The 24,893-nt window shown below is 61.0% G+C and carries 13 protein-coding genes; 6 read left to right on the top strand and 7 right to left on the bottom strand.

The annotated features are described in order from the left end of the window. Window positions 1–22: 22 nt before the first annotated feature. Entirely contained in the window at window positions 23–2,911 is a 2,889-nt protein-coding gene (locus J3454_RS06680; protein WP_349512958.1) for a protein kinase domain-containing protein, read from the bottom strand. 559 nt (window positions 2,912–3,470) lie between these two features. Here J3454_RS06680 and J3454_RS06675 point away from each other — a divergent pair. The 3 genes from J3454_RS06675 (at window position 3,471) to J3454_RS06665 (ending at window position 6,287) form a co-directional block, all read left to right on the top strand. Beyond that, the gene (locus J3454_RS06675; protein ID WP_349512957.1) at window positions 3,471–4,349 is read left to right on the top strand and encodes a hypothetical protein; all 879 of its coding nucleotides are present in this window, start codon (window positions 3,471–3,473) and stop codon (window positions 4,347–4,349) included. Window positions 4,350–4,369: 20 nt separating this feature from the next. Further along, a complete protein-coding gene (locus J3454_RS06670) occupies window positions 4,370–4,768 on the top strand; it encodes a hypothetical protein (RefSeq protein WP_349512956.1) in 399 nt (132 codons plus the stop codon). Window positions 4,769–4,964: 196 nt separating this feature from the next. After that, complete coding sequence (locus tag J3454_RS06665) at window positions 4,965–6,287, top strand: hypothetical protein (RefSeq protein WP_349512955.1); 1,323 nt, start codon at window positions 4,965–4,967, stop codon at window positions 6,285–6,287. Window positions 6,288–6,362: 75 nt separating this feature from the next. On the opposite strand, the gene J3454_RS06660 is transcribed toward J3454_RS06665, so the two are convergent. Both J3454_RS06660 and J3454_RS06655 read right to left on the bottom strand, forming a co-directional pair. Then, the gene (locus tag J3454_RS06660) at window positions 6,363–7,808 is read right to left on the bottom strand and encodes an MFS transporter (protein WP_349512954.1); all 1,446 of its coding nucleotides are present in this window, start codon (window positions 7,806–7,808) and stop codon (window positions 6,363–6,365) included. Beyond that, window positions 7,801–8,607 (bottom strand): hypothetical protein, encoded by an 807-nt coding sequence (locus tag J3454_RS06655; protein ID WP_349512953.1) that lies wholly within the window; start codon window positions 8,605–8,607, stop codon window positions 7,801–7,803. The genes J3454_RS06660 and J3454_RS06655 overlap by 8 nt, the downstream gene beginning before the upstream one ends. A 130-nt stretch (window positions 8,608–8,737) precedes the next feature. Between J3454_RS06655 and J3454_RS06650 the strand changes: the two genes are divergently transcribed. Beyond that, complete coding sequence (locus J3454_RS06650) at window positions 8,738–9,049, top strand: hypothetical protein (protein ID WP_349512952.1); 312 nt, start codon at window positions 8,738–8,740, stop codon at window positions 9,047–9,049. A gap of 141 nt (window positions 9,050–9,190) precedes the next feature. On the opposite strand, the gene J3454_RS06645 is transcribed toward J3454_RS06650, so the two are convergent. Both J3454_RS06645 and J3454_RS06640 read right to left on the bottom strand, forming a co-directional pair. Continuing rightward, window positions 9,191–9,637, bottom strand: a complete 447-nt coding sequence (locus tag J3454_RS06645) for a hypothetical protein (protein WP_349512951.1) — start codon at window positions 9,635–9,637, stop codon at window positions 9,191–9,193. A gap of 87 nt (window positions 9,638–9,724) precedes the next feature. Next, complete coding sequence (locus J3454_RS06640) at window positions 9,725–10,117, bottom strand: hypothetical protein (protein ID WP_349512950.1); 393 nt, start codon at window positions 10,115–10,117, stop codon at window positions 9,725–9,727. A gap of 247 nt (window positions 10,118–10,364) precedes the next feature. Here J3454_RS06640 and J3454_RS06635 point away from each other — a divergent pair, with 247 nt between their 5' ends. Next, a complete protein-coding gene (locus J3454_RS06635) occupies window positions 10,365–10,637 on the top strand; it encodes a hypothetical protein (protein ID WP_349512949.1) in 273 nt (90 codons plus the stop codon). Window positions 10,638–10,727: 90 nt separating this feature from the next. Here the strand turns inward: J3454_RS06635 and J3454_RS06630 are convergent, their stop codons facing one another. Together J3454_RS06630 and J3454_RS06625 are read right to left on the bottom strand one after the other, a co-directional pair. After that, window positions 10,728–12,782, bottom strand: coding sequence for a sensor histidine kinase (locus tag J3454_RS06630; protein ID WP_349512948.1), 2,055 nt, complete (start codon window positions 12,780–12,782; stop codon window positions 10,728–10,730). Window positions 12,783–12,838: 56 nt separating this feature from the next. After that, entirely contained in the window at window positions 12,839–13,465 is a 627-nt protein-coding gene (locus J3454_RS06625; RefSeq protein ID WP_349512947.1) for a response regulator, read from the bottom strand. A gap of 245 nt (window positions 13,466–13,710) precedes the next feature. Between J3454_RS06625 and J3454_RS06620 the strand changes: the two genes are divergently transcribed. Then, window positions 13,711–24,636 (top strand): autotransporter outer membrane beta-barrel domain-containing protein, encoded by a 10,926-nt coding sequence (locus tag J3454_RS06620; RefSeq protein WP_349512946.1) that lies wholly within the window; start codon window positions 13,711–13,713, stop codon window positions 24,634–24,636. Window positions 24,637–24,893 lie beyond the last annotated feature (257 nt).

Here is a 24,893-nt window from a genome sequence, read left to right as displayed (position 1 = left end):
GCTTGTCAAATGGCGAAGTTTGTCAAATGGCCAAGTTTGAACTTGCAGATTGCAGGCCTTCGCGGGCTTTGCGAAGATGGTAGTTGTCTTCCTCGAAGACTGCTTGCAAATCCGCGATCGCATTCCGAAGGACGCGCGTACCTTCCTTCGTGCGCCCCAGATCGATGAGGACGTGCCCGTATTCCGCAAAAGCGACCGCAGCAATCCAGGAATCATCGGGCAGTCGGGATTGAGCGATGTCCTGCGCGGTTCGCGCGAAAGCCAATGCGGATTGCGGCTCAGAACCCAGACGATTCACTTGCGAAAGAGCGATTAAAGTTTCGATGAGCGAGGGAGAGTTTTCGCCCACGGCAGCTTCCGTCTCTTCGAGTACGCCGCGAAGATTCGCCTCTGCGCCGGCAAGGTCGCCGCTTTCCATCATGAGCAAGGCACGCTCCGATCGCGCGGCCAGCTTGAGTGGTCTTCGGAGCCTTTCGCGGAAGCGCCAGACCTGCGCCATATGCGCCTTCGCCGTATCGAGATCGCCGGCCATCCGCGCCGCCTTGGCCACTCCCTGGCGATGGGAGAGCGTGAGGCTCCCATCCTCCCCGAACAAATCCAGTGCGAGGGCCAGGCCTTCGTCATGAAACCGGCGGCCCTGGCGCACCAAACCGCTTTCCAGAGCGCTCCGCCCGCGCATCAGCAGATGGCCGACATGATCGCTGCTTCCGCGACCACTGGTAGCCAAAACGTTCTCCATTCCACGGTCAAAGGACGCTTGAGACGACGCGAAATCGCCCATCCGTGCTGCATATTCGCCCCGGCTTGCGCGGAACATCGCAAGGTCAGGATGGTCTGCGCCCCACAACAATTCGCCTCGTTCTATGGCATCGTTCGTATGCGCCAGGGCTTCGTCATAGTTTCCCAGAAAGCTGTTGGCCCACCCGAGACGGGCGACGGCATGGATCGTGCCCACATCGTTAGGGCCGAAAAGGCGCTCCATGAGTCGCTGTTCCTCGCGGCTGATTTCCAGACCCCGCTGGTACTGCCCGTCAGCGATATAGCCGACCGATAAGCCTCCGAGCAGGTCAGCCGTCATTTCGGTTCCGTAGGTGCCAGACCCCCTCTGCAGGTCAATGGCCTGCGCGAACAGGGCAAGCGCCTTGTCCGGTTGGCCATCGATATTGTAGGCGCGTCCCAGTTCCGCGACGAACCGCGACAATTCAGGAGAATCCGGCGGTAGGGTCAGGCGGGCAATATCGAGCGCCTCACGCGTATTGGCGATCGCTTCACCGGTCTTGTATTGGTCGTGCTGTACATAGCCCAATGCCGTGAGGCTGAATGCAAGTTGCATGGGATCGGCCGTTTCAGCTTCGCGCAGCAACGCGACCGATTGCTTGAGCAATTCCTCGCTCCGTGGATATTGTCCCAGCGCTTGGAAGCTCTTGCCCATCGCTCGCAGCAATTCTGCCTTGACGGTTCTGTCGCCGATCTGGTCGATCCGCTGTGTGCCCTGCTCAAGCAATTCGATGGCTGTAACGGTCTCCCCCGGCGCCGCATTGGGGTCGGCTCCGGCGAAGATTTCCACCATGAATTGTGAGACCTGATCGGCTCGTTCGGCTGCCAAGGCAGTCCTGTCGCGCTCCGCGGCTAGCTGAACAGTGTAGAGCGCCGCCCCGGAAAGAAGCGCAAGGACCGCAACGCTTCCAGCCATAAGGGTTCGCGCATTCCGGCGCGCGAATTTGCGCGCGCGGTACAGGATGTCGTCTCCTCGCGCCGATATCGGTTCGTGGCGAAGATAGCGTTCAATGTCGCGCGCCAGATCGCGCGCAGAGGGGTAGCGCCGCTCCGGCTCTTTCTGCAGGCATTGCAGTACGATATTGTCCAGATCACCCTTTAACTTGCTCCGCAGTTCGGCGGCATTCACCCCGCGCTGCTTTGCGAGTTCATCCGCACTCAGCGAATCTGCGTTCGGCGGAACATTCGTCACCGAGACGCTCGGCCGGATCGGATCGGCATCCAGGATCGCGTTTTCGATTTCACGGGAAATCATAATCGCCTCGCCATAGGGCGACCGCCCGGCCAGCAGGCGATATAGCAGAACACCCAACGCGTAGACGTCTGTTTCAACGGTCACCGCCTCGCCGCGGACCTGTTCTGGGCTTGCATATAGCGGGGTCATAGCGCGAGATTCCCCCTGCGTTTCCAGGATTGTCACGTCCAAGTTGCTTGTTTCGAGTAGCTTCGCAATCCCGAAATCAAGCAGTTTCGCCTGCCCATCTGGGGTGACGAGAATGTTGCTTGGCTTGAGATCGCGATGAACCACTAGGCTCCGATGAGCAAAATCAACTGCGTCGCAAACCGAACAGAAGATCTCGAGCCGCTGGTCGATAGACATGGCCAGTGCGTTGCAATGTGCATCGATCTGCTGCCCCTCGATGTATTCCATCACCAAATAAGGCGCGCCGCCCTCGTGCATCCCACCGTCTATCAGCGTCGCAATATTGGGGTGGCGCAGGCTCGCGAGGATTTGTCTTTCGGCGCGGAAACGCGAGTGTGCTTCGGAGCCTAGCAAGCGCATTGTGGCAAGTTTAAGCGCTGCGGTCTGGTGATATGCGCCATCATCGCGCTCAACCAGGAATACTGCCCCCATGCCCCCCTTGCCGAGGCGCCGCCGGATTGACCAAGCGCCGACCTTTTCTCCTGTTGCGACGATTTCCCGCTCGTCAAAAACTTCTTTTACCGAGGCTTCAACAAGATCCGCCATGGTCCGGTCTGAATCCTTGTCGGCGGCAAGGATCGATTTCAAATCTGCGGAAAGATCTGGATGCGTCTGCGCGAAGCGGAAGAGAAAGGTGTCGTACTCGCCGCCCGAAAGGATGCGTGCCTTGTCGAAGGCCTTCTGCAAAACGGCCATGTCGTCAAATGTCATGCGAGCCGTCCTCTACTTGCATAGAAGCTATCCAGAAGATCGGGATCCGTTCGCTAACGTAAGGTTCTTGAGCTTAAAGCGCAAGAATCAGAAACCTCGCCTGATTGAGGAAACTCGCCCGGTTTTGCGGAAGCTTTACAATGAGCAGACGGCGCGTCACTTTACTGATCGCAGCTTTTCAATTGGATGCTTTGTAATCAAGATTTTTTTGGCAGAAAAATGCGCCAAATACAGTTTTTACTTGCCCACCTGTCCGGCAGACCACTTGGGGCGGTTCGCAGTTACAAACTCGAAAGGCCGCTTCCACCAAACCTGCCGAGTTGGTGCCTGATACACTGCCTTAGTGCCGATTGCGTAACTTCCGAAAAAATAATTTCTCGTGCGATGATCGTTTTGGGTCCGTTCGACTGCTGGTACGAGCGGGACGAAAACTTTTGACTCGCCATCGTCCAGACAAAGCAAGGACGAACGCAGCAAGATCTCTCGCCCTCGGGCGGACCAAGCAAGAAGATCTCGGCCTGCGCTTTCTTCCCGGCGAGCAGCAAGGAGGATCAATTCCATGCCAAGCCAAACGTACACATCGGCCCTTATGGCCATCGCGCTGGCGAGCATCGGCGCCAGCCCCGCACTCAGTCAGAGTGAATTTGATCTCGATAGGCTCCAGCAAGAAGGCGAGCAGGCCCGTCAGGCAAGCTCCGCTAATCCCGCTTACCGCTCTCATGCGGTTCGGATCGGTACCGATCCTAACTGGCAGGAGGTTGAACGCCGAGGGGTCAATGCGAGGCGGGCGCGGCCTAATCAGATCATCGCCCGGATAGAAGATCTCGCGGTGGAAGAACGCTATCGGTTGGACCGGCAGGGACGTGCGGCACAGCGCGCGCGCGGAACGCGGCTGCCAACTTCGCCGACGACAGCACGCTATGCCCGGACGGCCTCAGCCGCACCGCGTTTTGAGCGGGGAAGCGCCGCGGCGCGTGGTGCCCAGAACGTTGCAAAGGCCGATCTGGCCGTGGAAGCCTTCGGAGGGCAAAGCACCGGTGTCGGTGAGTATGCGTTCGACATGACGGTCGGGCAGGCCGCGGTCCTGGCAAGGGGGGGGGATCCGATCGAAGCAGCCGGACAGGCAACCCGCCGCTTCGGAGATAATTTCGCCAATGGCATGACGGGCGTGGCCGAGACCATCCGGGATCCACGTCGACTTCCGGGCAATGCCGCGCGTGCCGCTGTGGGTACGGCACGCGGTGTTGGCGAGACCGTGCTGTGGGCCGGCGAAACCACAGCACGCACTACCCGCGACGCTGCCCGCGTGACCTACGACCCACGCTTTGCCTCGAAGCAACTCAAGAAAGCCGCGAAGACCGCCGGCAAGGCCGGAAAATCTGCCTGCAAGGTGGCGCGCCACGCCTTGCCCGGGCTTGGCTCTGCACTCTGCAATTGAACTGATTTAGGAGATAGACGATGATGAAGTTCATTTCTTCCCTAGCCCTCCATTCCGCGAACGCTGTGTTGGTATTGGCGGCGACGTCGGCTTGTATGAACCCCGGCACCAGTGGATATTACGGTCCTCAAGTGGCATCGCCCCCACCACCGGAAATGGGCCAGGCCCAAGCTGGCTTCGACCCAACCGGCAATTGGTGCTTCGAGAGCGGATCGAACAAGAACTATATGTCATACACGGGCGGCTCGATGACGGTGACGCCGAGCAGCGGACGTTCAGCGACATACATCCAGATCGGCGAGCGACTTTTCCGAGATGCGGATGGACCTGGAACATACGAATTCGTCGCCAACAACCATGCGATCTGGCGATCGAACACAAGCAGCAAGCAGCTGATCCACTTATGGAGCTGCCATTGAAATAGCGGTCGTTCGAAGCAATGAATTGCATTCGTGCGATCAAGCGGCCCGGTCGTAACCGAACCTGCCCCGACGCGCGCCTGCTCAGCTGAAAATTTCCCTTTGGGTAAGGGGATAAAGCCGGGCGAGGGAAATTGGACAACGTCCAATCACGACATCCCGGCATTAAGCAATGGGAACTGTAGGAAGAAGAAGGATGAAAACTGTCTCAGCGGGGTTGGCGACAATCGTGATGGCGCTCGCCAATTCGGTGCCCGTTGGGGCCTCCTTCGGCCCGGGAGCGGTGCCGTTCGAACCGAGCGAGGTCGCGCGCTATCGATGCGCGAGCGATACGAGCCTCATCGTGCAATACGCATCCCTATGGGGCACGTCGGTGGCCGAGATTACCGTGATCGAAAGCGGTTCACCCCAGTCCGGCCATGATGGTCGCTTCGTCCTCGTCGCGGGGCCTACGGGCAGCGGCGTCCGCTTCAGCAACGGGAACGCGGTTTTCCACGTGAAGGGCGACGAAGCCCGGTTCGATGTCTCGGCGGGGGCGCATGGTTCTGCTGTCGCAGCCAGAGATTGCAGCAAGGTCGCGCTCGAAGACGACGCACCGATGACCCAAGGCGCGCAGGCAGGCACCTACTTCGTGGCGCCCGACAGGAACGCCGACGGCGCGCAGCGCTACTTCATTGAAGCGGAAACGATTTGCTTCGCAAAAGGCGTTCCTGCCTATTTCGCACTCGCACCCGGTTCAGGCGAAACCGATGCATTGGTCCATACTGAGCGCGAGACAGATGCGGTCGCCGTTGGCGAGGTCGATGCCGGGACAGGAACTCGCCGCTACTCCCTTGTACGAACATCGGACCCGGAGACGCTGCTCTACCTCACTTTCGCCGCCCCGGGCATGCTGGAAGGATCATTGAAGGCAACCTCTGGCCTTTCGAGCGTGTCCAACGATCGAGGCGAACGCCGCGAGTGCATTGACGGCGGCAACCTAGCCTATGTTGCGGCCTCGAAAACGTCGCATGTGACGATCTCGCTCGAACGGGATGGTTCGCTGACGTACCGTGATGGCGTCGATCCCGACAACCCCGAGCGCCGGATCGAGAATGGAGTGATGTCGCGTGATGCGATCGGAACGACCTTCCATTTCTTCGGCTCGAATGGCGCGTATACACGCGTTGCTGCCAATGATCGCGGAGCGATGCAGCCGAACACATGGTCCACAATCTTGAACGGCACCGCAATTACGGAGCAGCCGCGCGCCTACTTCATCGCGCACCCCGAATTACTGATTCAACGGGCGCAAACTATTTCGACCTCTACTGCGCGAACGATCCGGCAATTGGGAATTTGCAACCACCTCGCCGGCGAGGTCGGCGACAGCGCGTCGCGCAACGCTCAGGTGAGAGTAAGTTGGGCAAAGGAGGAGTGCGACGAGGCTGTGCGGCGACATGCCGAATTGCTCGAGAATGCGAATCTTCCCGAGGCGCTCGTTCGATGGATGCTCGCCAACGCCCCTGTCTGGATCTGAGCCCGGCGTTACAAGTCCAGAAGCACCGCATGGGGCTTCAGGTGACCCTTCAGAGCCTATCCTCCTCGGCCCAGCTCAACTTGTGCTCCCATCTGCAGGAAGTTGCAGCGGAACTGCATGTCCGACTTTTCTCGATTTGTGTCGCCGAGCCCGAGCATCGATGATGCCCACCACGCGCCGATGTGCCTCCACATCCAGCCGGTATTTGGCGATGATGAGAAAAGCTATTGCGACAAGGCCTGCCGGCAGAAGCGTCATCAAGGTTTTCAGCATTTCGATCGTTTCGGCCGACTGTGTCCCGTTTGCTGAATAGCCGATCCCGTCGAGCAGCAAGCCGGAAAGCGCAGCGCCAACTCCGTAACTGGCTTTTTGTGTGAAGCTCATGACTCCGAATGTGAGGGACTCCTCGCGCTTGCCGCTCTGCATTTCACCATACTCGACCGTGTCCGGTAACGCTGACCAAAAGGTCAGATATCCAGCGGCAGACCCGATCGCGCCGAATGCAGCTATGCAGATTACGACAGTCACCGTCTCAAAGGGATTTGCGTAAAGCAGGATTGAACCCGTTATCGAGATGATGGCGCCCATTTGCCAGACCCGTCTTTTGCTCGACCTTCTTGTTATGAAGGACAAGACCGGCACAGCTAGCAAAATCATGAGGGAGTTCGTCGCGAACAATGTTCCTACCGCCTCCTCGTTGCCGACCGTGTATTTGAAGTAATAGACCAAGAGCTTGCTTGTGATGACGCCTCCGATGGTAGCGAAAAACATGGCAGTCATGATGATGAAGAAAGGTGTGTTTCTGCGGAGCGTTGAAAGTGCCTGCCCAAGATCGGACGACGCAACGTGTCTGATCTCGCTAACAGGCTCGCGCAGGACCAGAAACACGACGAGAAAAATCGGCAAGGACAAGGCAGCATAAAGGCCGGCAGTCATGGCGAAACCCAAGGAGGGGTCACCGTTCCCGAAGTGGTCGACCAATCGGAGCGTCGAGTAGGCGACGAAGGCGCTTCCCAGCGTTGCAAGCGATATCCTCCAGGCCGCCAAGCGGTTTCTGTCTTCGCTCGATCTCGTCATCCGGGCTGATAGCGAGCTGTATGGAATGTTGACCGCGGTGTAGGCGGTCCGAAACAGCATATGCGCGAACAAGGTAAACCCGGCGAGCGAAACCCCTTCGAGGCCGGGATCGGAAAAGACGAGCACCAAACTCGCGGCGAGAGGAACCGCACCGAACAGCAAATATGGCCGGTAGCTGCCCCAACGCGTTCGCGTGCGCTGGGCAAGGTACCCCATGACGGGATCGGTGATCCCGTCCCACAGCATCGCAATGAGGAATATCAGCCCTGCCGCCTTCCCTGAAAGGCCCAAGACATCCGTGTAGAAATAGAGCACGTAGAACCCGACTGTGGTCCAATAAAGGTTGAACCCGAAATCACCCAACCCATAGGTGGCACGCTGCGACAGGCTGACCCGTCGATCCTTACAGGCGCGTACCCCGTTCCCTTCAGTCGCTCTATCCATCGAACTGCAGACGCACGTCGGGATCGTCGTACAGGTCGAGATCAAGCGAAAAGTCGAAGATCGACGCCACACGGAATTCCGCAGGACTGGGGCCAAAGAAAGTCTTGAACTCGACACGATCACTGGAACGATCAGGACGGATTTCCTGGATGTCGCCGTTCTCATGAACAAGGATCGTTTCATAGGATCGGGAGATTATGCTGCCGAATGGCCGCCACAGCCCATCGGCATTCGATTTCCGGCGATATGCTATGTGATATACGCGCGGCACTTCGGTCGCGTCTGGATCTTCGTTCTGCAGTCGCACTGTGACGTGAACATTCTTTGCTTCGATCGCATCATGCTTGAACTCACAAGCAAACCAGGGTCTGCCGAAATGCCTCAGGGCGGTCTGATCGGCAGGCCAATGGACCGCAGGGCGCATCAACTGCATCAACGGGCGAAAGCCCCCCACGTCGATTCCCGCCAACATCATGGCCTGCCTGTATCGACTGAAATTCTCGCGGAACTTACTTCTTTCAAGATCCAGGAGCGATAGCGGGTCCACGCCTAAAGCTCCGAAGAATCCGAAAAAAGTCTCCTCGTTCTTCGGCAATCCTTGCGCGATCCAACGGTAAACTGATTTCACGCTTTTCGATGAAGATGCCCGATCAGCTTTATTTACGCCCCGGGCTATCCACTCGTCGACGAAATTTTCAATTCCACCAAATCGCTTCTCTAGAAGTTGTCTCGTCTGATCAGAATGAACAAAGAATCGCAACTTCCAGCCCCCTGCAATCGCTGTGCTAAGTAGGATCACAAAGAAGGCTTTTCAGCACAAGCATTTATTCTCATTTTTTCGGCTGAACCTGCGAAAGGGATGCTGCAGCCTGATCTATTAAATCCCCGCACACAGGGCGCACGCCAGTGGCTTATTAAGGGGAATGTGAATGTTCAAAGGATTGTTTATTGTGATCTCGAGCGTAGCGCTGTCGGGGTGCGGAGTTGCGCTGATGGGCGCAAGTTTCCTTGGTGCCGACGAGATGGGTAAGGGCGTTATGGGGAAGGGAGAGCGGCGGGCGGCAACGATTGTGGCTCTTGGCGAGGATGGGAACGACCTTCTCCCGCGATATATCGAAATTGAAGATGTCCAAAAAGCAGATGGCGTGGAGAGCTGGACCGCAGAGACGGTGATCGGGAATTACCGCTGCACGGCGAGGACTGGAACAATCGACGCCACCTGCACTAAAATTGCTATGTGAGCGGGCCTGAAGCGGTCGATGAATATGCTCGATGCTCTGCTTCATCGTAAAAACCAAAATGACATTTAAGATTCGGGATTGATCAATGTTATACACACAACAATTAAATCAATTCCTTAAATAGAGATTGAAAAATACGAATTAGATCGGTGAAGATGAAGTAAGCTTTACATTTTTCGTAAGCCAGCCGTTCTCGGATTGCGAAAGTGTAATCTCGCCGGTCAATTTTGTTGTCGCTCCAACTGGCAGTGCTTTCAAAGGATCGTCCGAAAACGGGCTGAACCTTTGCGAGCACTGCAAGCCCGTTTGGAATTGCTTCATACCGTTGGCAATCTGATCCAGGTTCAGGCAGATCGGGTAGAGGCCTTCGGGGAAGCGAACATCTGCACTGAAAAACAGTTTGTATGCTGGCGAGCCCGACACCTCCAATTCCTGTCCGTTTGTTTTTTCAAATCCTGCGATTGAGTATGGAGCGCCGCCGGCTTTATTCGCCAAGTGCTCATCAAGCGCATCGCGTCCTTCTTGCTCACCCGGGACACTGGAGCAGGCTCCTACCAAGAGGCTGAGAGCGATCAGGGTAGCACGCATTGAGGTCCTCCTTACCTTCTGCTGTGTTCTTGGCCTATCGATCGGACGTGGCCGTCGCCCCGAGGAGGGCCGCCTGATGGCAAGGCGTTAGAGATCGCTTTTCGCTATCGGAGTTCCTGACACACCAACGACGATGGCGGTGATATGGAGAGCGGTTGGAACCAGCGGGATCATGCTCAGGCCGGGGACAATGTCGAAGACTGCGGCGATGATGGGAAGCGCCACGATCCAGGTCTTTGCAACCAATGAACCGCGCAACCATGCCAGCAGCACCAGACCTCCAAGGCAGGCCAAATGGACGAACAGAAGCAGATTAAGGCCGGAAACGTCGGAGGAGGCTGCATCGGCGGCTGCGAGGGTCGCATTTGCAACAAGCGAGTTCGATCCCAAGTAAGGCAATATGTAGGTAGGGACCATCAACAACAGGTATAGGCCCACGAACGATGGCCCGCTGGCCAGAATTTTCCGCAACTCTTCCATAATCCCTCCGATGTCGATTGAGTTCCAGTAGTTGAATTTGAAGGAAGCCCCGTGTGAAAGCGGGTTATCGCACGTTTGTGATTTGACGTTTCTCGATCATGCAAAAAAAACTGAGAACCGCGTGCAGTAATTTGCCAGTGTCGGTTCCTTGCGGCCATGAACCATGGATAGCTTCCCTTCACCATGTTTCGATCGTGCTCTCGTTCGACGACTTGCTGGATTATGTCTGTCGCGACGGCGAGAGTTCATGGGCAAGATTTGTGCTGATTTCGATGCCGAACTGCGGTGGTATTCCGACATCTTCGGCGGGAAGCCGACGGTGATCGAACTGCCGACGACCGAGCGTTGTCGCAACGAGCGCAGTTGGAAGCAGGTCGAGTCCAGTGAAGTGAGCCTGCCTTACAGAAGGTCAAAAGGCTTGGGACCGCCCGGCAGGGGTGACCCGTCACTTCAACAAAGAGATACAGATGATCAATTTGAATCTCGGCGAGGCCTGCCTTCGCCGACCGCAGACGGCTGACCTATGCTCTACCCAGTGCATCGAAATACCCGACAGACCGGTGGATGTGCCGCTTGGCGGATGCGATCTCGGAGTGGTCGCCGCCTCGCGCTAGTCGGTGAGTTTGCCTGTGCTGTGATCAAGGGGCAGTTCGATTATGAAAACGGAACCGCGGCCGGGCAGGCTTTCAAAGGTGAAGCGCAGTCCGGCGTTTCCACACAGGGAACTGGCTATGGCAAGACCGAGCCCGCGGCCTTCGCTTTCGCGTGATCGTTCCCCTCTTGCAAGGTACCGCTCGAGCTCATGAGCTTCCATGCCGATCCCGTCGTCATGGACTTCGAGGTTGAGCATATCATTTTTTAGGCGGCAACCCAGCAAGATACGATCTGCGCGGGAATGGCGGATCGCATTTGACACAAGGTTGCCGGCGACGCGCATTACGGCGATGGGATCAGATCGCACGGTTTGCGTGCTTTCAACGGTCTTCAGCGCGATGCCGACAGCATTGGCTTCGTTTTCGAACATGCGGCGCGTATTGTCGATAACGGCGGCAATCGGGAATGTCTCCACCGCTTCCGCCGAATGCTCGCCAGTCACTACGACTGGCTTGGCAAGGATCCCCTCCAGGAGCGAAAAGGCCGCTTCGGCGTCGTTCAGCTGTTCCTCCGCCGCTCCCCTCTTCTGGCGAATGCGAAACGCCGATCTCAGCGTTCGAAGTGGCTGCATCAGATCGTGACCCAGCGCTTCGAACTCGCGCCTGTGTCGTTCGGCCTCGCTTCGGGCGCGTTGGAACCTGCGCTGGCTGGTCTGAAGTTCGGCAACCAGATCCAGTTTCTCCCGGGCTACGGCAAGCTGCTTGTGCACAGCAGCGTCGCGCTCGCCCTGTATTCGTATGACTGCGAATGAAATCGCGACGGCAAAGCAGATGGCTTCGACAAAGAATGCCACGTGCCCCGTCCAGATGACGGTATCGCGATGGATCAGCCCGCCGAACACCTTGTTGGCAGTGTCGACCATGAACGACAGCACGATCAGCATGGTCCCGATCAAAATCGGCAAAGCGCCGCTCCAACCGGCCACCAGCGCTTTCAGCGCCACCGAAAGTTGTGCTGTAAGGGCGGCCAGCGCAAGCAACTGGAGAACCACTCTGCCAGGAAAATCGAACCCTGCTATCAGAACAACGAGATTGAATGCGGAAAGCGCCATGATTGCACGCATTGCCCTGTCGGCCACGGGGTGCTTTCTGGGCGTTGCGAAAAAGGTCCGCCCGAACTGCAAGAACAGGATGAGGCCGGATTGAAACAATGCCCCTTCGATGAAGGGAGCGAACACCGAAAGGTGACCAAGGTTGATGACCGCACCCGATATGTTGACCATCAACATCGCGGTCAGGCTGTAGCCGGCAAAGCTCATCGCCAGCGGCCATCCGATCACACGGTAGAGAAGCAGCGCCAGTGCGATCATTCCGATCCAGATGCCGTTGAGAATCCACGCCCAGCTGTCGCGCTGCGCCTTGCCTGAGAGATAGAGTGCCGGTGTCACGAACCGGATGGGGGACTGGCTGCTGAAGCCCAATCGGTGACGGATCAGGATGTCGCGCGTCTCTCCGGGATCGAGCGACAGGATGCCCGAAACAAATGCGCTGCCGTAGGCACCCTTGCAGGAATTCGGTGTGCATTCGAACAGCAGGTCGCCCGTTAGCTCTGCCCCTTGGGGATCGATCTGGAAAGCCTGCGCGTTGATCGTGCCGACCGGACGATGAAAATCGACCACCCATTTGCCCGGTGCCCCCGAGGCGTTGGCGACACGGAAGTGCAGCCAGACATCGGATGCTGGCCAAGTCAAAGACGGGACCTCGATGTGTCGGCTTTCGGAGAGCGTGAACCGATCGAGACGTTTCACGATCCGGTCCGGCGGAAGATCGCCTTCGTCGGTTATCAGGAACCGCGCCTGTCCCCTGGATGGCTCGATTTCGTATGGTTCGCCCAGAAGCGGGATCGTCGGCACCCGCTCAGCGGAGGCAGCGACGGGAACCAGCAGAGCCAGGACTGCCAGCAGCAATGCTAGCCAGTCGAAATCGAACCGAACGCGAGTGCATTGCTCGCCCTTCTCGCTCGCAGTGATTGAGCGCGCTCTGGCCATACACCGGGAATAGAACGACAGCACCACGGTTGCTATGGGTTGATTCCCCCAAAGATCGGTTTGCCGCCATCCAGCCGCGATCATAACTGGCGGTGTTCATCCAGCAGGCCTTCACGCAAGGCGAATGTGAGCAGCGCCGGGAGCGATTGCACGCCTACTTTCGCCATCAGGCTTGTGCGGTGCTTTTCCACGGTCTTGGCGCTGATGCATAGTCGTTCCCCGATCTCGACGTTCCTCAATCCGTTCGTGATCAGCGCAAGCACCTCGCGCTCGCGGCCCGTCAATTGAATTGCTTCGGGTCGCTGCTCCAGTATCCGGGCTGAGGCTTCGCAGATATACTGGCCGCCAGATAGGATCGTTCGCAGGCCTTTTCGCAGTTCGAGTTCCTCACAGCTCTTCAGGAACAGTCCGTCGACACCGGCATCAAGCCATTGGGCAAGAGTGGCAGCCGACGTGAATCCGGTGACGACAGCCACCATTATCTTGGGATTCCAGCGCTTGATCTCGCTGAACACCTCGATCCCCCTCGCATAGGGCATCGCAGCATCAAGCAGCAGGAGGTGAGGCTCCAGTGCCTTCGCCATTGCAATCGTTTCGAGCCCATCGCAGGCTTCGCCTGCGATCTCGCAATCGCCCAGAGAGCGCAACGTTTCGGCGAGACCCTTGCGAACTATTTCGTGATCATCGGCGATCACCACCCGATGCATCTGCGAACTCCCCCTTCGCGGCCATTATGCTGTAGAAGGACCGGACTCGCAATGGCCGTCCCAGCCGTCGTCAGGACCGCGCCCGCCGGCACCGAAACTGTGTCCGGAAGCGTGTTTTTGCAGAGGCGGCAAAATGGGGGTTTGCCCCCATTTCCCAAGCACCCAGTCGGCCATAGTTTTCCAGGCGTTCACCGCGCGTCGACACCCGTGTTTCCGGGTGGAGCCGGGTTGTCAGGAGGCGGATTATGCAGATCGACGGGGTATCGCACGCTGCTACCGGAGCGGCGCTCGCCAGAGACCAGCGGCGCGAGCATTCGTCCAGCTTGAGATCGACGCTTCGCCTCGGTTCATCCCGCAGTGCCATGACCATAGCAGGTGCGATGGCGATGGCCGCCCTTTCGACCTCTGGCCTGGGCATGGCGACACCGGTTCATGCGCAGTCGTCGGACGAACGCAAAATCGGCGGAAGCGTCCTCGATCCTTCCAGCGGCGACCCGCTTCGCATCATCGCCGTGCGCGATGGTGTCGTAATCGTCGAAGGTTACCGGCTCGTTCTTTCCGATCCGCAGGTCGGCGCATCAATACCTGACCCGGCTGGTGCCACCGTGAGCGTGCAGGTTGCATCCGTCACAATCAACGGGGCAACGGGACTTGTCGAAAGTGTGACGCTCAGCGATGGCCGCACGATTCCCGTTGTCCGCGACGTGCGCGGTCAGGTGTTTGGTCAGAGTTCGAACAACCCGCTTGCACGCTTTGATCCGCTCGCGCCCGCGGACGAGAACCGCGGAACAATCAACGTTCCGATAAATGGCGGCAACGGCGGCAGCGGGGACAATAACCTGACGACGTCGCAGGGCCGCGATGGCAATAATGGTGGTACGCGCGCAGCCGCCATTCGAAGCTACGCTGGCGATATCGAAGCGATCGGATCCACGCTGAACTTCGGAGCGGTAAGCGTTGGCATACCCGGATTTGGCATTGATGTTAGCGGAACCGGCGGTTCGGGCGGGGCAGGAGCCAACGGGTTCACTTTCGTGGTCGCATCGCTGGGCGGCGGCGACGGCGGCAGAGGAGGTAACGGCACTCCACTGACCGTGAACTCGTCGAGCACAATATCTACCGGCGGCCAGAACGGCTTTTACGGCCTGTATGTCCGTAGCCAAGGTGGCCGCGGCGGCAACGGAGGAGACGGTGAATTCTCAATTGCGAATTCCAATGGCGGTAATGGCGGCCGGGGCGGCAATGGCGGCATCGTGACGATCAACAATCTTGATGGCGCGAACATCACTACTGGGCGAGCCAACGCCTTCGGCATTTACGGGCTCAGCCGCGGCGGGGTCGGCGGCGATGGCGGCGATGCCGATCTGGCGACGTCCTCGGTCGCAGGTTCCGCAGGCAGCGCCGGCAATGGCAGCACTGTAGCGATCAATAATTTCGGCAGCGTGCATACCTTCGGTGCCTCCGCGCACGGTCTCGTCGGCCAGTCGCTTGGCGGAAGCGGCGGCGACGGAGGGGATGCGACCGGCATCTTCGGCGGATCGGGTGCTGGCAGCGCGGGTGGGATTGGCGGCACCGTCACGCTCGACAATGAATTCGGCGGTTTCATCTATACCGCAGGCAACGGCGCGCACGGCATTCTGGCGCAGTCCATCGGCGGTGGGGGCGGCGCTGCGGGTTCGGCTGCGGCCCTTGTTGCGCTTGGAAACAGCGCCGGCTCGGGCAAGGAAGGCGGCAACGTCACCGTGCGCAACCTGAATGGCGGCATTATCGTCACCGAAGGCGCGCGCGGTTTCGGAATGCTCGCCCAGAGCGTCGGCGGTGGCGGCGGATCGGCCGGATTGACCGGCGGCCTGGTCGCCATTGGCGGGTCAGGCGGGTCCGGCGGCATCGGGCGTTCTGCAACCGCACGCAATGACGGGCTGATCGTGACCGGCGGCGACGGTGCGCATGCCGCCTTCGCCCAGTCGATCGGCGGCGGCGGCGGCACTGGGTCGACGACCGCAGGAACCCTGGCGCTTGGCGGAAGAGGGGCCACCGGAGGTAATGCGGGGACGGCCCTCGTATCCAACGCAGGCACCATCGAAACCCTCGGCGACGATGCGCATGGCGCATTGGTCCAATCCATCGGCGGCGGCGGCGGCAATGCCGGCTTTGCAGCCGGAGCCCTGTCGATTGGCGGGCGCGGCGGAGCCGGGGGAACGGCCAGCACCGCGACGTTGACGAATACTGGTTCGATCAGGACAGTCGGCGATCGCTCGCTTGGCGTGCTGGCGCAGTCGATCGGCGGCGGCGGCGGCAATGGATCGACCACGCTTGGCCTTCTGTCGATCGGCGGGCCGGGAGCAAATGCGGGTTCCGGCGGCCGAGTGAATATCACCCATGGCGGCGCGATCGAAACCGGAGGCGTACTTTCCCATGGCATTGTCGCACAGTCGATTGGCGGTGGCGGCGGCAATGGCGGCTTTGCAGGCTCGGCATCGGCATTCGTGGGCCTCGCCATCGGCCGTACCGGGGGATCCGGCGGAAACAGCGGAACGGTCGACATCGACTTCCAGAGCTTCAGCCGGACTATCGACGGGGTCTCCCAGACTTTCCTGCCGCTGATCCAGACCAGCGGTGATCTGTCTATCGGGGTGATCGCGCAAAGCGTCGGCGGCGGCGGCGGCAATGGCGGCACGGCTGTCCAGGTGACCGGCGGGGCATTCGGCGCAGTGTCCGTGGCCGTCGGCGGCGCAGGCGGTGGCGCCGGCACAGGCGGCCTCGTCGATATGGACGGCGACGTGATCGTCCTGACCGAAGGATTGCTCTCGCACGGCATCCTTGCACAGAGTGTTGGCGGCGGCGGCGGCAATGGCGGCGGGGCAGTCTCCGTATCGCTTGCCGGTGGTCCCGTTGCGGGCTCGGTCGCGGTGGGCGTCGGGGGCAAGGGCGGCGCGGGCGGCAATGGCGGCGTCGTCGATCTCGATATCGGCGGATTCATCGGAACAACGGGCCTCCTGTCGCACGGTATTCTTGCGCAGAGCGTCGGCGGCGGCGGCGGCAACGGCGGCTTCAGCGTGACCGTTGCCGGAGCGGCAGCGGCCGGACCGGCGGTGGCGATCCCCGTCGGGGTCGGGGGCGCGGGCAATGCGGGCGGTACTGGTTCAACCGCCGATGTCGATTTCACGGGCGATATTCGCACCGAAGGCTTCGCTTCGCATGGCATGCTCGTCCAGTCCGTCGGCGGCGGCGGCGGCAATGGCGGGTTCAACGTGTCCGCCGGGATCACGGGGTCTGCAGCGGCTTCGGGCAGCATCGCCGTGGGTGTCGGCGGCATCGGCGGCACGGGGGGCAATGGCGGAACTGCGATCAGCTCCGTTGCCGGCAATGTCGAGACCCTCGGACTGTTTTCCGACGGCATCGTAACCCAGAGCGTCGGCGGAAGCGGTGGCAATGGCGGGTACAATGTCAGCGGTACGCTTGCGCTGTCAGCCGGAGGCGCAGGCGGAGTCGCCATCGGCGTTGGTGGCACGGGCGGTGGCGCGGGTTTCGGAGGCACTGTCACCAGCACGTTCAATGGAAACCTTATAACGCGCGGAGCCTTCGGGGACGGCATTCTGTCGCAGTCGATTGGCGGCGGTGGCGGCAATGGGGGTATCAATGTTTCGGGCAGTATCAATGCCGCAGCGACCGGTGCGGTCGGCGTTGCCGTTGGCGTTGGCGGCGCAGGTGGCAGCGGGGGGAATGGCGGCATCGTAAACGCCACCTCGACCGGTAATCTGACGACCTTCGGTGAGGGCGCATCGGCCTTCATCGCCCAGTCTCTCGGCGGCGGCGGTGGCAATGGCGCGATCAACGTCTCGGGCGCTCTGACGGTGGGAGGATCGGGCGCGGGCGGAATTTCCATCGGCGTCGGCGGATCGGGCGGAACCGCTGGCGCCGGCCGCACCGTGACCGCGAGCGTCTCCGGGACCACACTGACGCGCGGCAAGTCCGCCGATGCGATCGTCGCGCAGAGCATCGGCGGCAGTGGCGGTAACGGCGCAGTCAATGTTTCAGCCGGACTGACCGTGACAAGCCAAGGCGGAACGATCGGTGTGGGTGTCGGCGGTGCTGGAGGCACGGGCGGCAACGGCGGCGAAGTCACGCTGACGGTCGACGGGCTGACCCGGACCTTCGGTGAGGAGGCCGCTGGAATCGTTGCCCAGAGTCTTGGCGGCGGCGGCGGCAATGGCGGTGTGAACGTTACGGCAGGTCTCACTCTTGCTGCCGGTACGTCCGGCACGATCGGCGTCGGCGTCGGCGGAAAGGGCGGATCTGGCGGAAATGGCGGCACAGTCAATCTCACGACCCTTCAGGATACCGTGACCACCGGAACAGGGGCGTTCGGGATCATCGCGCAGTCGCTCGGCGGGGGGGGCGGCAATGGAGGGGTCAACGTCACCGGCTCGATCTCGGCATCCGCATCAGGTACCGGAGCGCTCGGTGTGGGCGTCGGTGGGTTCGGCGGCATTGGCGGGTTCGGCAATACTGTCGACGCCAGCATTGGCGGCAATGTCCTGACGACGGGCAACGAAGCGACTGCCGTCCTTGTCCAGAGCCTTGGCGGCGGCGGCGGCAATGGCGGCATCAATGTCACCGGCAGCCTTGCGCTTTCCAGCGCGACAGCCGTGGGCGGCAGCTTCGGCATTGGCGGTTTCGGCGGGGTCGGAGGCAACGGGGGTGCTGCGACGCTTATCCGCACCGGGGATACCGGAACCGAGGGCATTCTTTCCAACGCCATTACAGTCCAAAGCATCGGGGGAGGTGGCGGAAACGGCGGTCTGAACGTTGCCGCCGGGGTAATATTCAGCGCTGGTGGCACATCGGTGGGCGGCGCTGTCGGTATTGGCGGTTTCGGCAGCAGCGCCGGCAATGCGGGCAAGGTCGTCGCCAATATTTCCGGCTCTGCAATCGCCATGGGTGTGTCGGCACCGACCGCCGATACTATTTTCGACCTGGGTTCATTTGTTCTTCCGCTCCGGGCTGACGGATCGCATGGCATTTTTGCCCAAAGTGTTGGGGGCTCGGGAGGCTCGGGCGGTATCAATATAAGTGGCGGTATCGGCCTTTCGGGTTCATCCTCGGCGCAGTCGCTTGCTCTTGGCCTTGGCGGGTTCGGCGGCGGCGGCGGTAATGGCGGCGAGGTGGACCTCGATGCGACCGGAACGCTGTATCGGGCCAGCGGCGATTTCCGTGCAGCCGTCTTCGTCCAGAGCCTAGGTGGAGGAGGCGGGGACGGAGCGCTTAACGTCTCCGGCGGAATCGCCTTGAACGGAACGCTGACGGCCGGGGTCGGAGGGTTCGGCGCCGCCGGAGGGACCGGCGGTCTGGTGGACGCGAATGTTACGGGGCAACTGGTCGCATCCGGACTGGGCGCAATCGGTCTTCTGGCCCAAAGTGTCGGCGGCGGCGGCGGCAACGGCGGGGTGAACATTTCCGGCGGAATCAGCGCTGGGTCTGGCTCCTCGCTGCCCGCCGTCGCGTTCGGGCTGGGCGGAACCGGCGGTGATGGTAGCGCAGCCGGCACAGTCAACGCGACGCATAGCGGCAGTATCATGGTCATGGGTGCGCAAAGCCGCGGCATTTTCGCTCAGAGTGTGGGGGGCGGAGGCGGCAATGGCGGCTTCAATGTCGCAGCCGCACTGGGCACCTCGCGAAACTTCAATCTGGGCATCGGCGTGGGCGGAAGCGGAGGCGCAGGCTCAACCGGCGGCGCGGTGACTGTCGTTTCGGATGGCCAGATCATAGTCGATGCGACTGATCCTGACGGCATCGAAAATGCAATTTCGGGGCGGGGTATCGGACTGCTGGCCCAATCGATCGGCGGTGGCGGCGGCAATGCCGGCTTCAATATCGCTGGCGCCGGGACCGGCGATGGCGCTCCGTTATCGGTCGGGATTGGCGGATCGGGCGCAGCGGGGGGCGCAGCGGGGGCGGTCACGGTCAATCGCGGGCTCAGGACCGCATCGCTCATCTCGCTCGGTCAGGACAGCGATATCGGTCTGCTGGCCCAGTCGATCGGTGGAGGCGGTGGCAATGCGGGGGGCAATATCGTTGTCTCCGGCAGCACCAGCGCCCGCTTCGATGTGCAATTGGCGATCGGCGGTGCCGGCGGCGCCGGCGGCGATGGCGGGACTGTCAACCTGACCCATATCGGTGACATCGCAATGGCAGGTGCGAATGCGCATGGCATCGTCGCCCAGTCGATCGGCGGCGGCGGCGGCAATGCCGCGATGAATCTCAACCTGTCGTTCATCGGGCAGCGCACCCGCGCCTCGGGAGGGCAGGGCGGTGCGCGGTCCGTCGATCTCCAGATCGGAGGCGGGCCGGGTGCCGGCAGCGACGGTGGGGCGGTCACGGTCGATCACACCGGGATCATCATGACCGGGGGCGACAGAAGCACGGCGCTGTTTGCGCAGTCGATCGGCGGCGGCGGCGGGAACGCCGCAGACCAGATTTCGCAGAACTTCAACGATAGGGGTTCGCTGGCCGTCGCTATCGGACGGATCGGCGGAACGGGAGGCTTGGGCGGCGATGTCATGGTGACCGCCGACGGCATGATTTCCACCATGGGGCAAGGGGCCCACGCCATCCATGCCCAGTCGATCGGCGGAGGAGGAGGGAACTCCTCCACGACGACCGTAAGCGTCGAAGGGGATCGCTCATCAGGCGATGGCTCGGCCAGTCAGGCGTTCAATCTGGAATTCGCCATTGGCCTCGAAGGCGGCGAAGGCTCTGCAGGCGGTATGGTAACGGTCGATCATCTCGGCCTGATCGAAACCTCCGGAGCGGACGCACACGGGATATTCGCGCAATCGATCGGCGGCGGCGGCGGCAATGGCGGCGCAGCGATCATCGACCGGCTGAGCGAGATTCCGAACCCGTTCGAGGGCGATAATGATTCCGACGGCGAATATTCGCTCGCCGTCCAGATCGGCGGAGCCGGCGGGAGCGGGGCAGTCAGCGATCGTGTCACCGTGACCAACACGGGCACGGTGCTGACATTCGGCAAGCAGGCGAATGCCATTCGCGCCCTTTCGATCGGCGGCGGCGGCGGCGACGCGGGTGCGGCATTCAATGTCGAGACGCCCGGCAACTCGGACAGCTACTCGCTCGGCTTCACGTTCGGAGGCGATGGAGGGACCGGCGCAACCGGCGGGAACGTCGAAGTCACCAACCTCGGAATCCTTCAGACAAGCAGCTTTGAGGCGGCCGCAATCTATGCCCAATCCATCGGCGGCGGCGGCGGCAATGCCGGTCTGGCGGGCAATTTCTCGAAGGTTAATCCCGGGCCGGGCAGTCGGGCGGTCACGCTTGATTACAATCACGGCGGAACCGGGGGAATGGGCGGCGCGGCCGGTTCGGTGACCGTTGTCAACGGCAGCGGATCCGACGGCAGTGCCAGCATCCTCACCCTCGGGGAGCGGTCCTACGGGATTTTTGCCCAATCCATCGGCGGCGGCGGCGGCAATGGCGGTTCAACCCTGTCCGGGAACTTCGCAGGCTCATCCAAAGCTTATCAGCTTGCTGTCAATATCGGCGGCAGAGGGGGAATTGGCGGCGTGGGCGGCCTGGTCTCGGTCGATAATTTCGGCGTGATCGAAACCCGCGGAAAGGAAGCCCATGGCATCTTCGCCCAGTCCATCGGCGGCGGGGGCGGTAATGGCGGGCTGAGCCTTGCGTTCGGCAACCTTTACGCCAAGCGCGCTTTCCCGAACCAGGCCCTGATCGCAATCGGGGGCGCAGGGGGCAATGGAAACGACGCAGGCAATGTGGTCGTCACCAATTCCGGCTCGATCTTCACCAGCGGCGAAGACGCGCACGGCATCTTCGCGCAGAGTCTCGGCGGTGGTGGCGGCAACATGAGCCTGGGTCTGGGCCTGACATTCGATCCGCAGATCAATGCCGGGGTGAACTTCCTCGCCAATACCGTCGGCATCCTGCTGGGTGCCCAGCCGGGCGATGGCGGCCTTGGCGGCGAAGTGACCGTCACCAATACCGGCGACATCGCAGTCTCGGGCAAGAACGCTTTCGGTATCGTCGCGGAAAGCATCAATGGCGGCGGCGGCGGTCTTGTCATGGACCTCAGCGGTATAGCCGGCTTCGTCTCCGGCGATTTGCTGCCCGGCTTCCTGCCGGTCGAGCCGGTGACAGAGCTTCCCGCATTGACGCTGTTCGGCGGCGCTGCCGGACAGGGATCGGCCAATGCCGAAAAAGTTACCATCACGTCCACCGGCACCATAACGGCGCGCGGCGATGGCGGCGCTGCAACCAACCTGATGGCGATCGGCGGCGGCGGCGGGCGGATCGTCGTGGATCTCGAATTCACCGAGGAAGTAGACGCACGTGCGGTTGCCCTGCCGATCCGGACCGGCCTCGGCGGTCGCGACAGCGCGAACGTCATGGGCGGTGATATTGCCAGCGCCCAGATTGGCAATATGCTGACCGAAGGGGCCAACACGCCCGGCGTGCTGCTGCAATCGATCGGCGGCGGCGGTGGCCGGTCGATCTTTTCAATCCTCGCTCGTTCAGGTCAGGTCGGCCCCGTCGACCTGGCCTTTGGTGGCAGCGCCCTGAGCAATGCTGCGGGCGGTCTGATCGAGCATTCGCAGACCGGCAACGTTGTGACGCTTGGTGACAACTCGGTTGCGTTGCTTGCCCAGAGCATTGGCGGCGGCGGCGGCGTCACCGATTTTGTATTTTCCCTGCGCCCGCAACCGGGCGCGCCGGTTTCGGCCCAGCGTTTGCAGGGCATGGCGAGCGTTGCCATCGGCACCGCATCGGCCGGATCTCCTTTCGGCAACGTCACGTTGGGCACCATCGGTGGAACAATGCTCGATGGCGGGGCGATTGCCGTGACCGCGGTCGGGAACACCATGTCTGCCGGTGATGCGTCGCCCGCCATCGTTCTCCAGTCGATCGGAGCCGGGGGCGGACTGCTCAACAATCACGGACTCGCGCTGGGACAGGTGACACTCGGCGGGAGAGACGCGGCGAGCGGCAATGGCGGATCGCTCAGCCTGACGCATGACGGGATGATACTGACTGAAGGCCACCACTCGCACGGCGTTGTGCTGCAGTCGACCGGCGGCGGCGGCGGTGCTGTTTTCGGTGCTGCGCCTGATGTCCTTGTCAAGACCTCGGCGGACAACAGCGGATCGGGCGGTACCGTCAGTTTCACACAGACCGGCGACATCGTCACTTCGGGCGCGGGTTCATCGGCGCTGGTCGTCCAGAGCCTTGGCGGCGGTGGCGGGTTGGTCGATGACGTTTTTGCGGGCACTGCGGGAGGTTCGGGCTCAGGGGGCGCGATCAATGTCATGATCGACGGCGATGTCCTCGTCACGACCGGCAATGTAAGCGCCATCCTTCTGCAAAGCCTTGGCTCCGACGGGGCAGGACCGATTAATCTTGCCCTCGCGGCGGATCGAGCAATCCTTGTTGGAAGCGAAGGCATCGCAATCGAATTCGACGGCGGATCGGACAACACCTTCGCCAATTTCGGCACCGTGATGACGCAGGACGGTTTGATGGGAACTGTCATGCAGGGGTCGGGCGGCAACGATCTGGTCAGCAATGCAGGTATGCTGATCGGGAATTTCCAGCTCGGCGGCGGCACCAATGCGCTGGACAATCTTGCCGATGGAACCTTGCTGACCGGCTCGATTGTCGATCTCGGCGGCGGAACGAGCACCCTGACTAACCAGGGCACTTTCGCACCGGGCGGGACCGATACAATCGTGCAGACGCAGTTGAACGGAAATTTCGTTCAGAGCGCAGGTGGCAGTACATTTCTCGAGATCGACGCCGCCGATGATACCTTCGATGCGATCAACGCGACAGGCTCCGTTGCGCTGGGTGGCCAGGTAGATGCCCGGCTGCTCAATCCCACACGGTTCATTCCCGGCATGAAGGCCTATCGCGTCTTTACTGGCGCTGCCGGCGCCGATTTGGCGGATGCTGATCTGCGCGCCGACAGTTCGGTCGTCTTGAACCTGCTGGGCATTGCCGCCAATGGGGATGGAATTGAATTGCAATACGACATGACGTTCGCGCCAGTCGAAGCGGAAGGCAATCAGCAAGAACTCGGCCTCTATCTGGATCGCGTCCAGGCGCAGGGTGTTTCATCGGAACTGCAACCCACTTTCGACCAGCTGATCTTTGAACAGGACGCTGCCGTTTACGTCGATTTCCTGAACCAGCTGGGCGCCGATATCTATGCTGAACAGGACGCACGGGCCATTGACGTTGCCGAGGATTTCGGACGCACCATGGCCAATTGCGGACTTGATGCCAGTGCCGACCTGCCGCGACGGAAGGCAGGATGCGCGTGGGCGCAGGTCAGTCTTGCGGATACGGTTCGCGATGCGATTCCGGGTTCGCCGCGTATCGACGGAGAGGTGCTTTCGTTCTCTGCCGGCGCTCACTACGCGATGTCTGAAAAGCTGTCGATCGCGCTGGCGGTTGGATATAGCGACCTTGATCTTGCCGGTTATGATAATCGCTGGATGGCGAGAGGAGAGGCGATCCAGTTCGGCGTCGGAACGATCTATCAGATCGGTGCAACCGAACTCAGCGGCTTTGCCAGCTATGGTGAGACAAGCTTCGACACAACCCGTGAATTGCCAGGCTTTGGCAGCTCGGCCTCGAGCGCGCGCGATGTCGAGATGATCGCTGCACGGGTTGGAATAAACCGACAATTCGACTTTGGCGGCTTCAAACTCAAGCCGGGCATCGCTGTGGGGTTGACCGGCATTGGCGGCGGCGATGCGATCGAACAGGGGGCGGGACCCAACGACCTTTCCCTCGGAGGTAGCGGTGGGACGTTCACATGGGTCATGCCTCAAGTCGAGGCCGGCTATTCAGCCAGACTTTCCGAAAGTTGGACCATCCGTCCTTATGCGCGGGCAGCGCTGCGGCAGTACCTGTCGAATCCCGTCGTGAATATCTCGGCGCGATTTGCTGCCGACACGACCGGCGTCGATCCGTTTGTGACGAGCACGACACTTGGACGGTCGCATTTCGTTGGCGAAGCAGGGTTGGACTTCGCCAGTGCAGGCGGAATTCGGTTCGGAGCCCTCTACCGGGTTGATCGTGCCTCCGACCGCCGAGACGATGGCGCGAGAGTGTATGCCAGAATCCTTTTCTAGGAAGCCTTGCGCATTCTCCATCCTGCTCGGACAATTTCGATTTGCGTCAACGAGAGGCGGGTGTGGCATCTGAGCTTGTCGCCTTGCCCGGCATTGTCCCTTCGCACCGTAGAATGCGCATGAGAGCGGCGCCTGAAGTGCGCTCTCGACTGCGCGGCGGGCGGACCGCAACGTCATGCAGTCTGCCTGACCTATGTGAGGGCGCATCGGCCTCGCCGCCAATAGCGCTGGGGGTGACGCAATCAGATCAACTTCGG

Source organism: Erythrobacter sp. NFXS35 (assembly GCF_040148725.1).
Classification (GTDB): Bacteria; Pseudomonadota; Alphaproteobacteria; order Sphingomonadales; family Sphingomonadaceae; genus Erythrobacter.
This window is presented reverse-complemented; position numbering and strand designations above follow the sequence as displayed.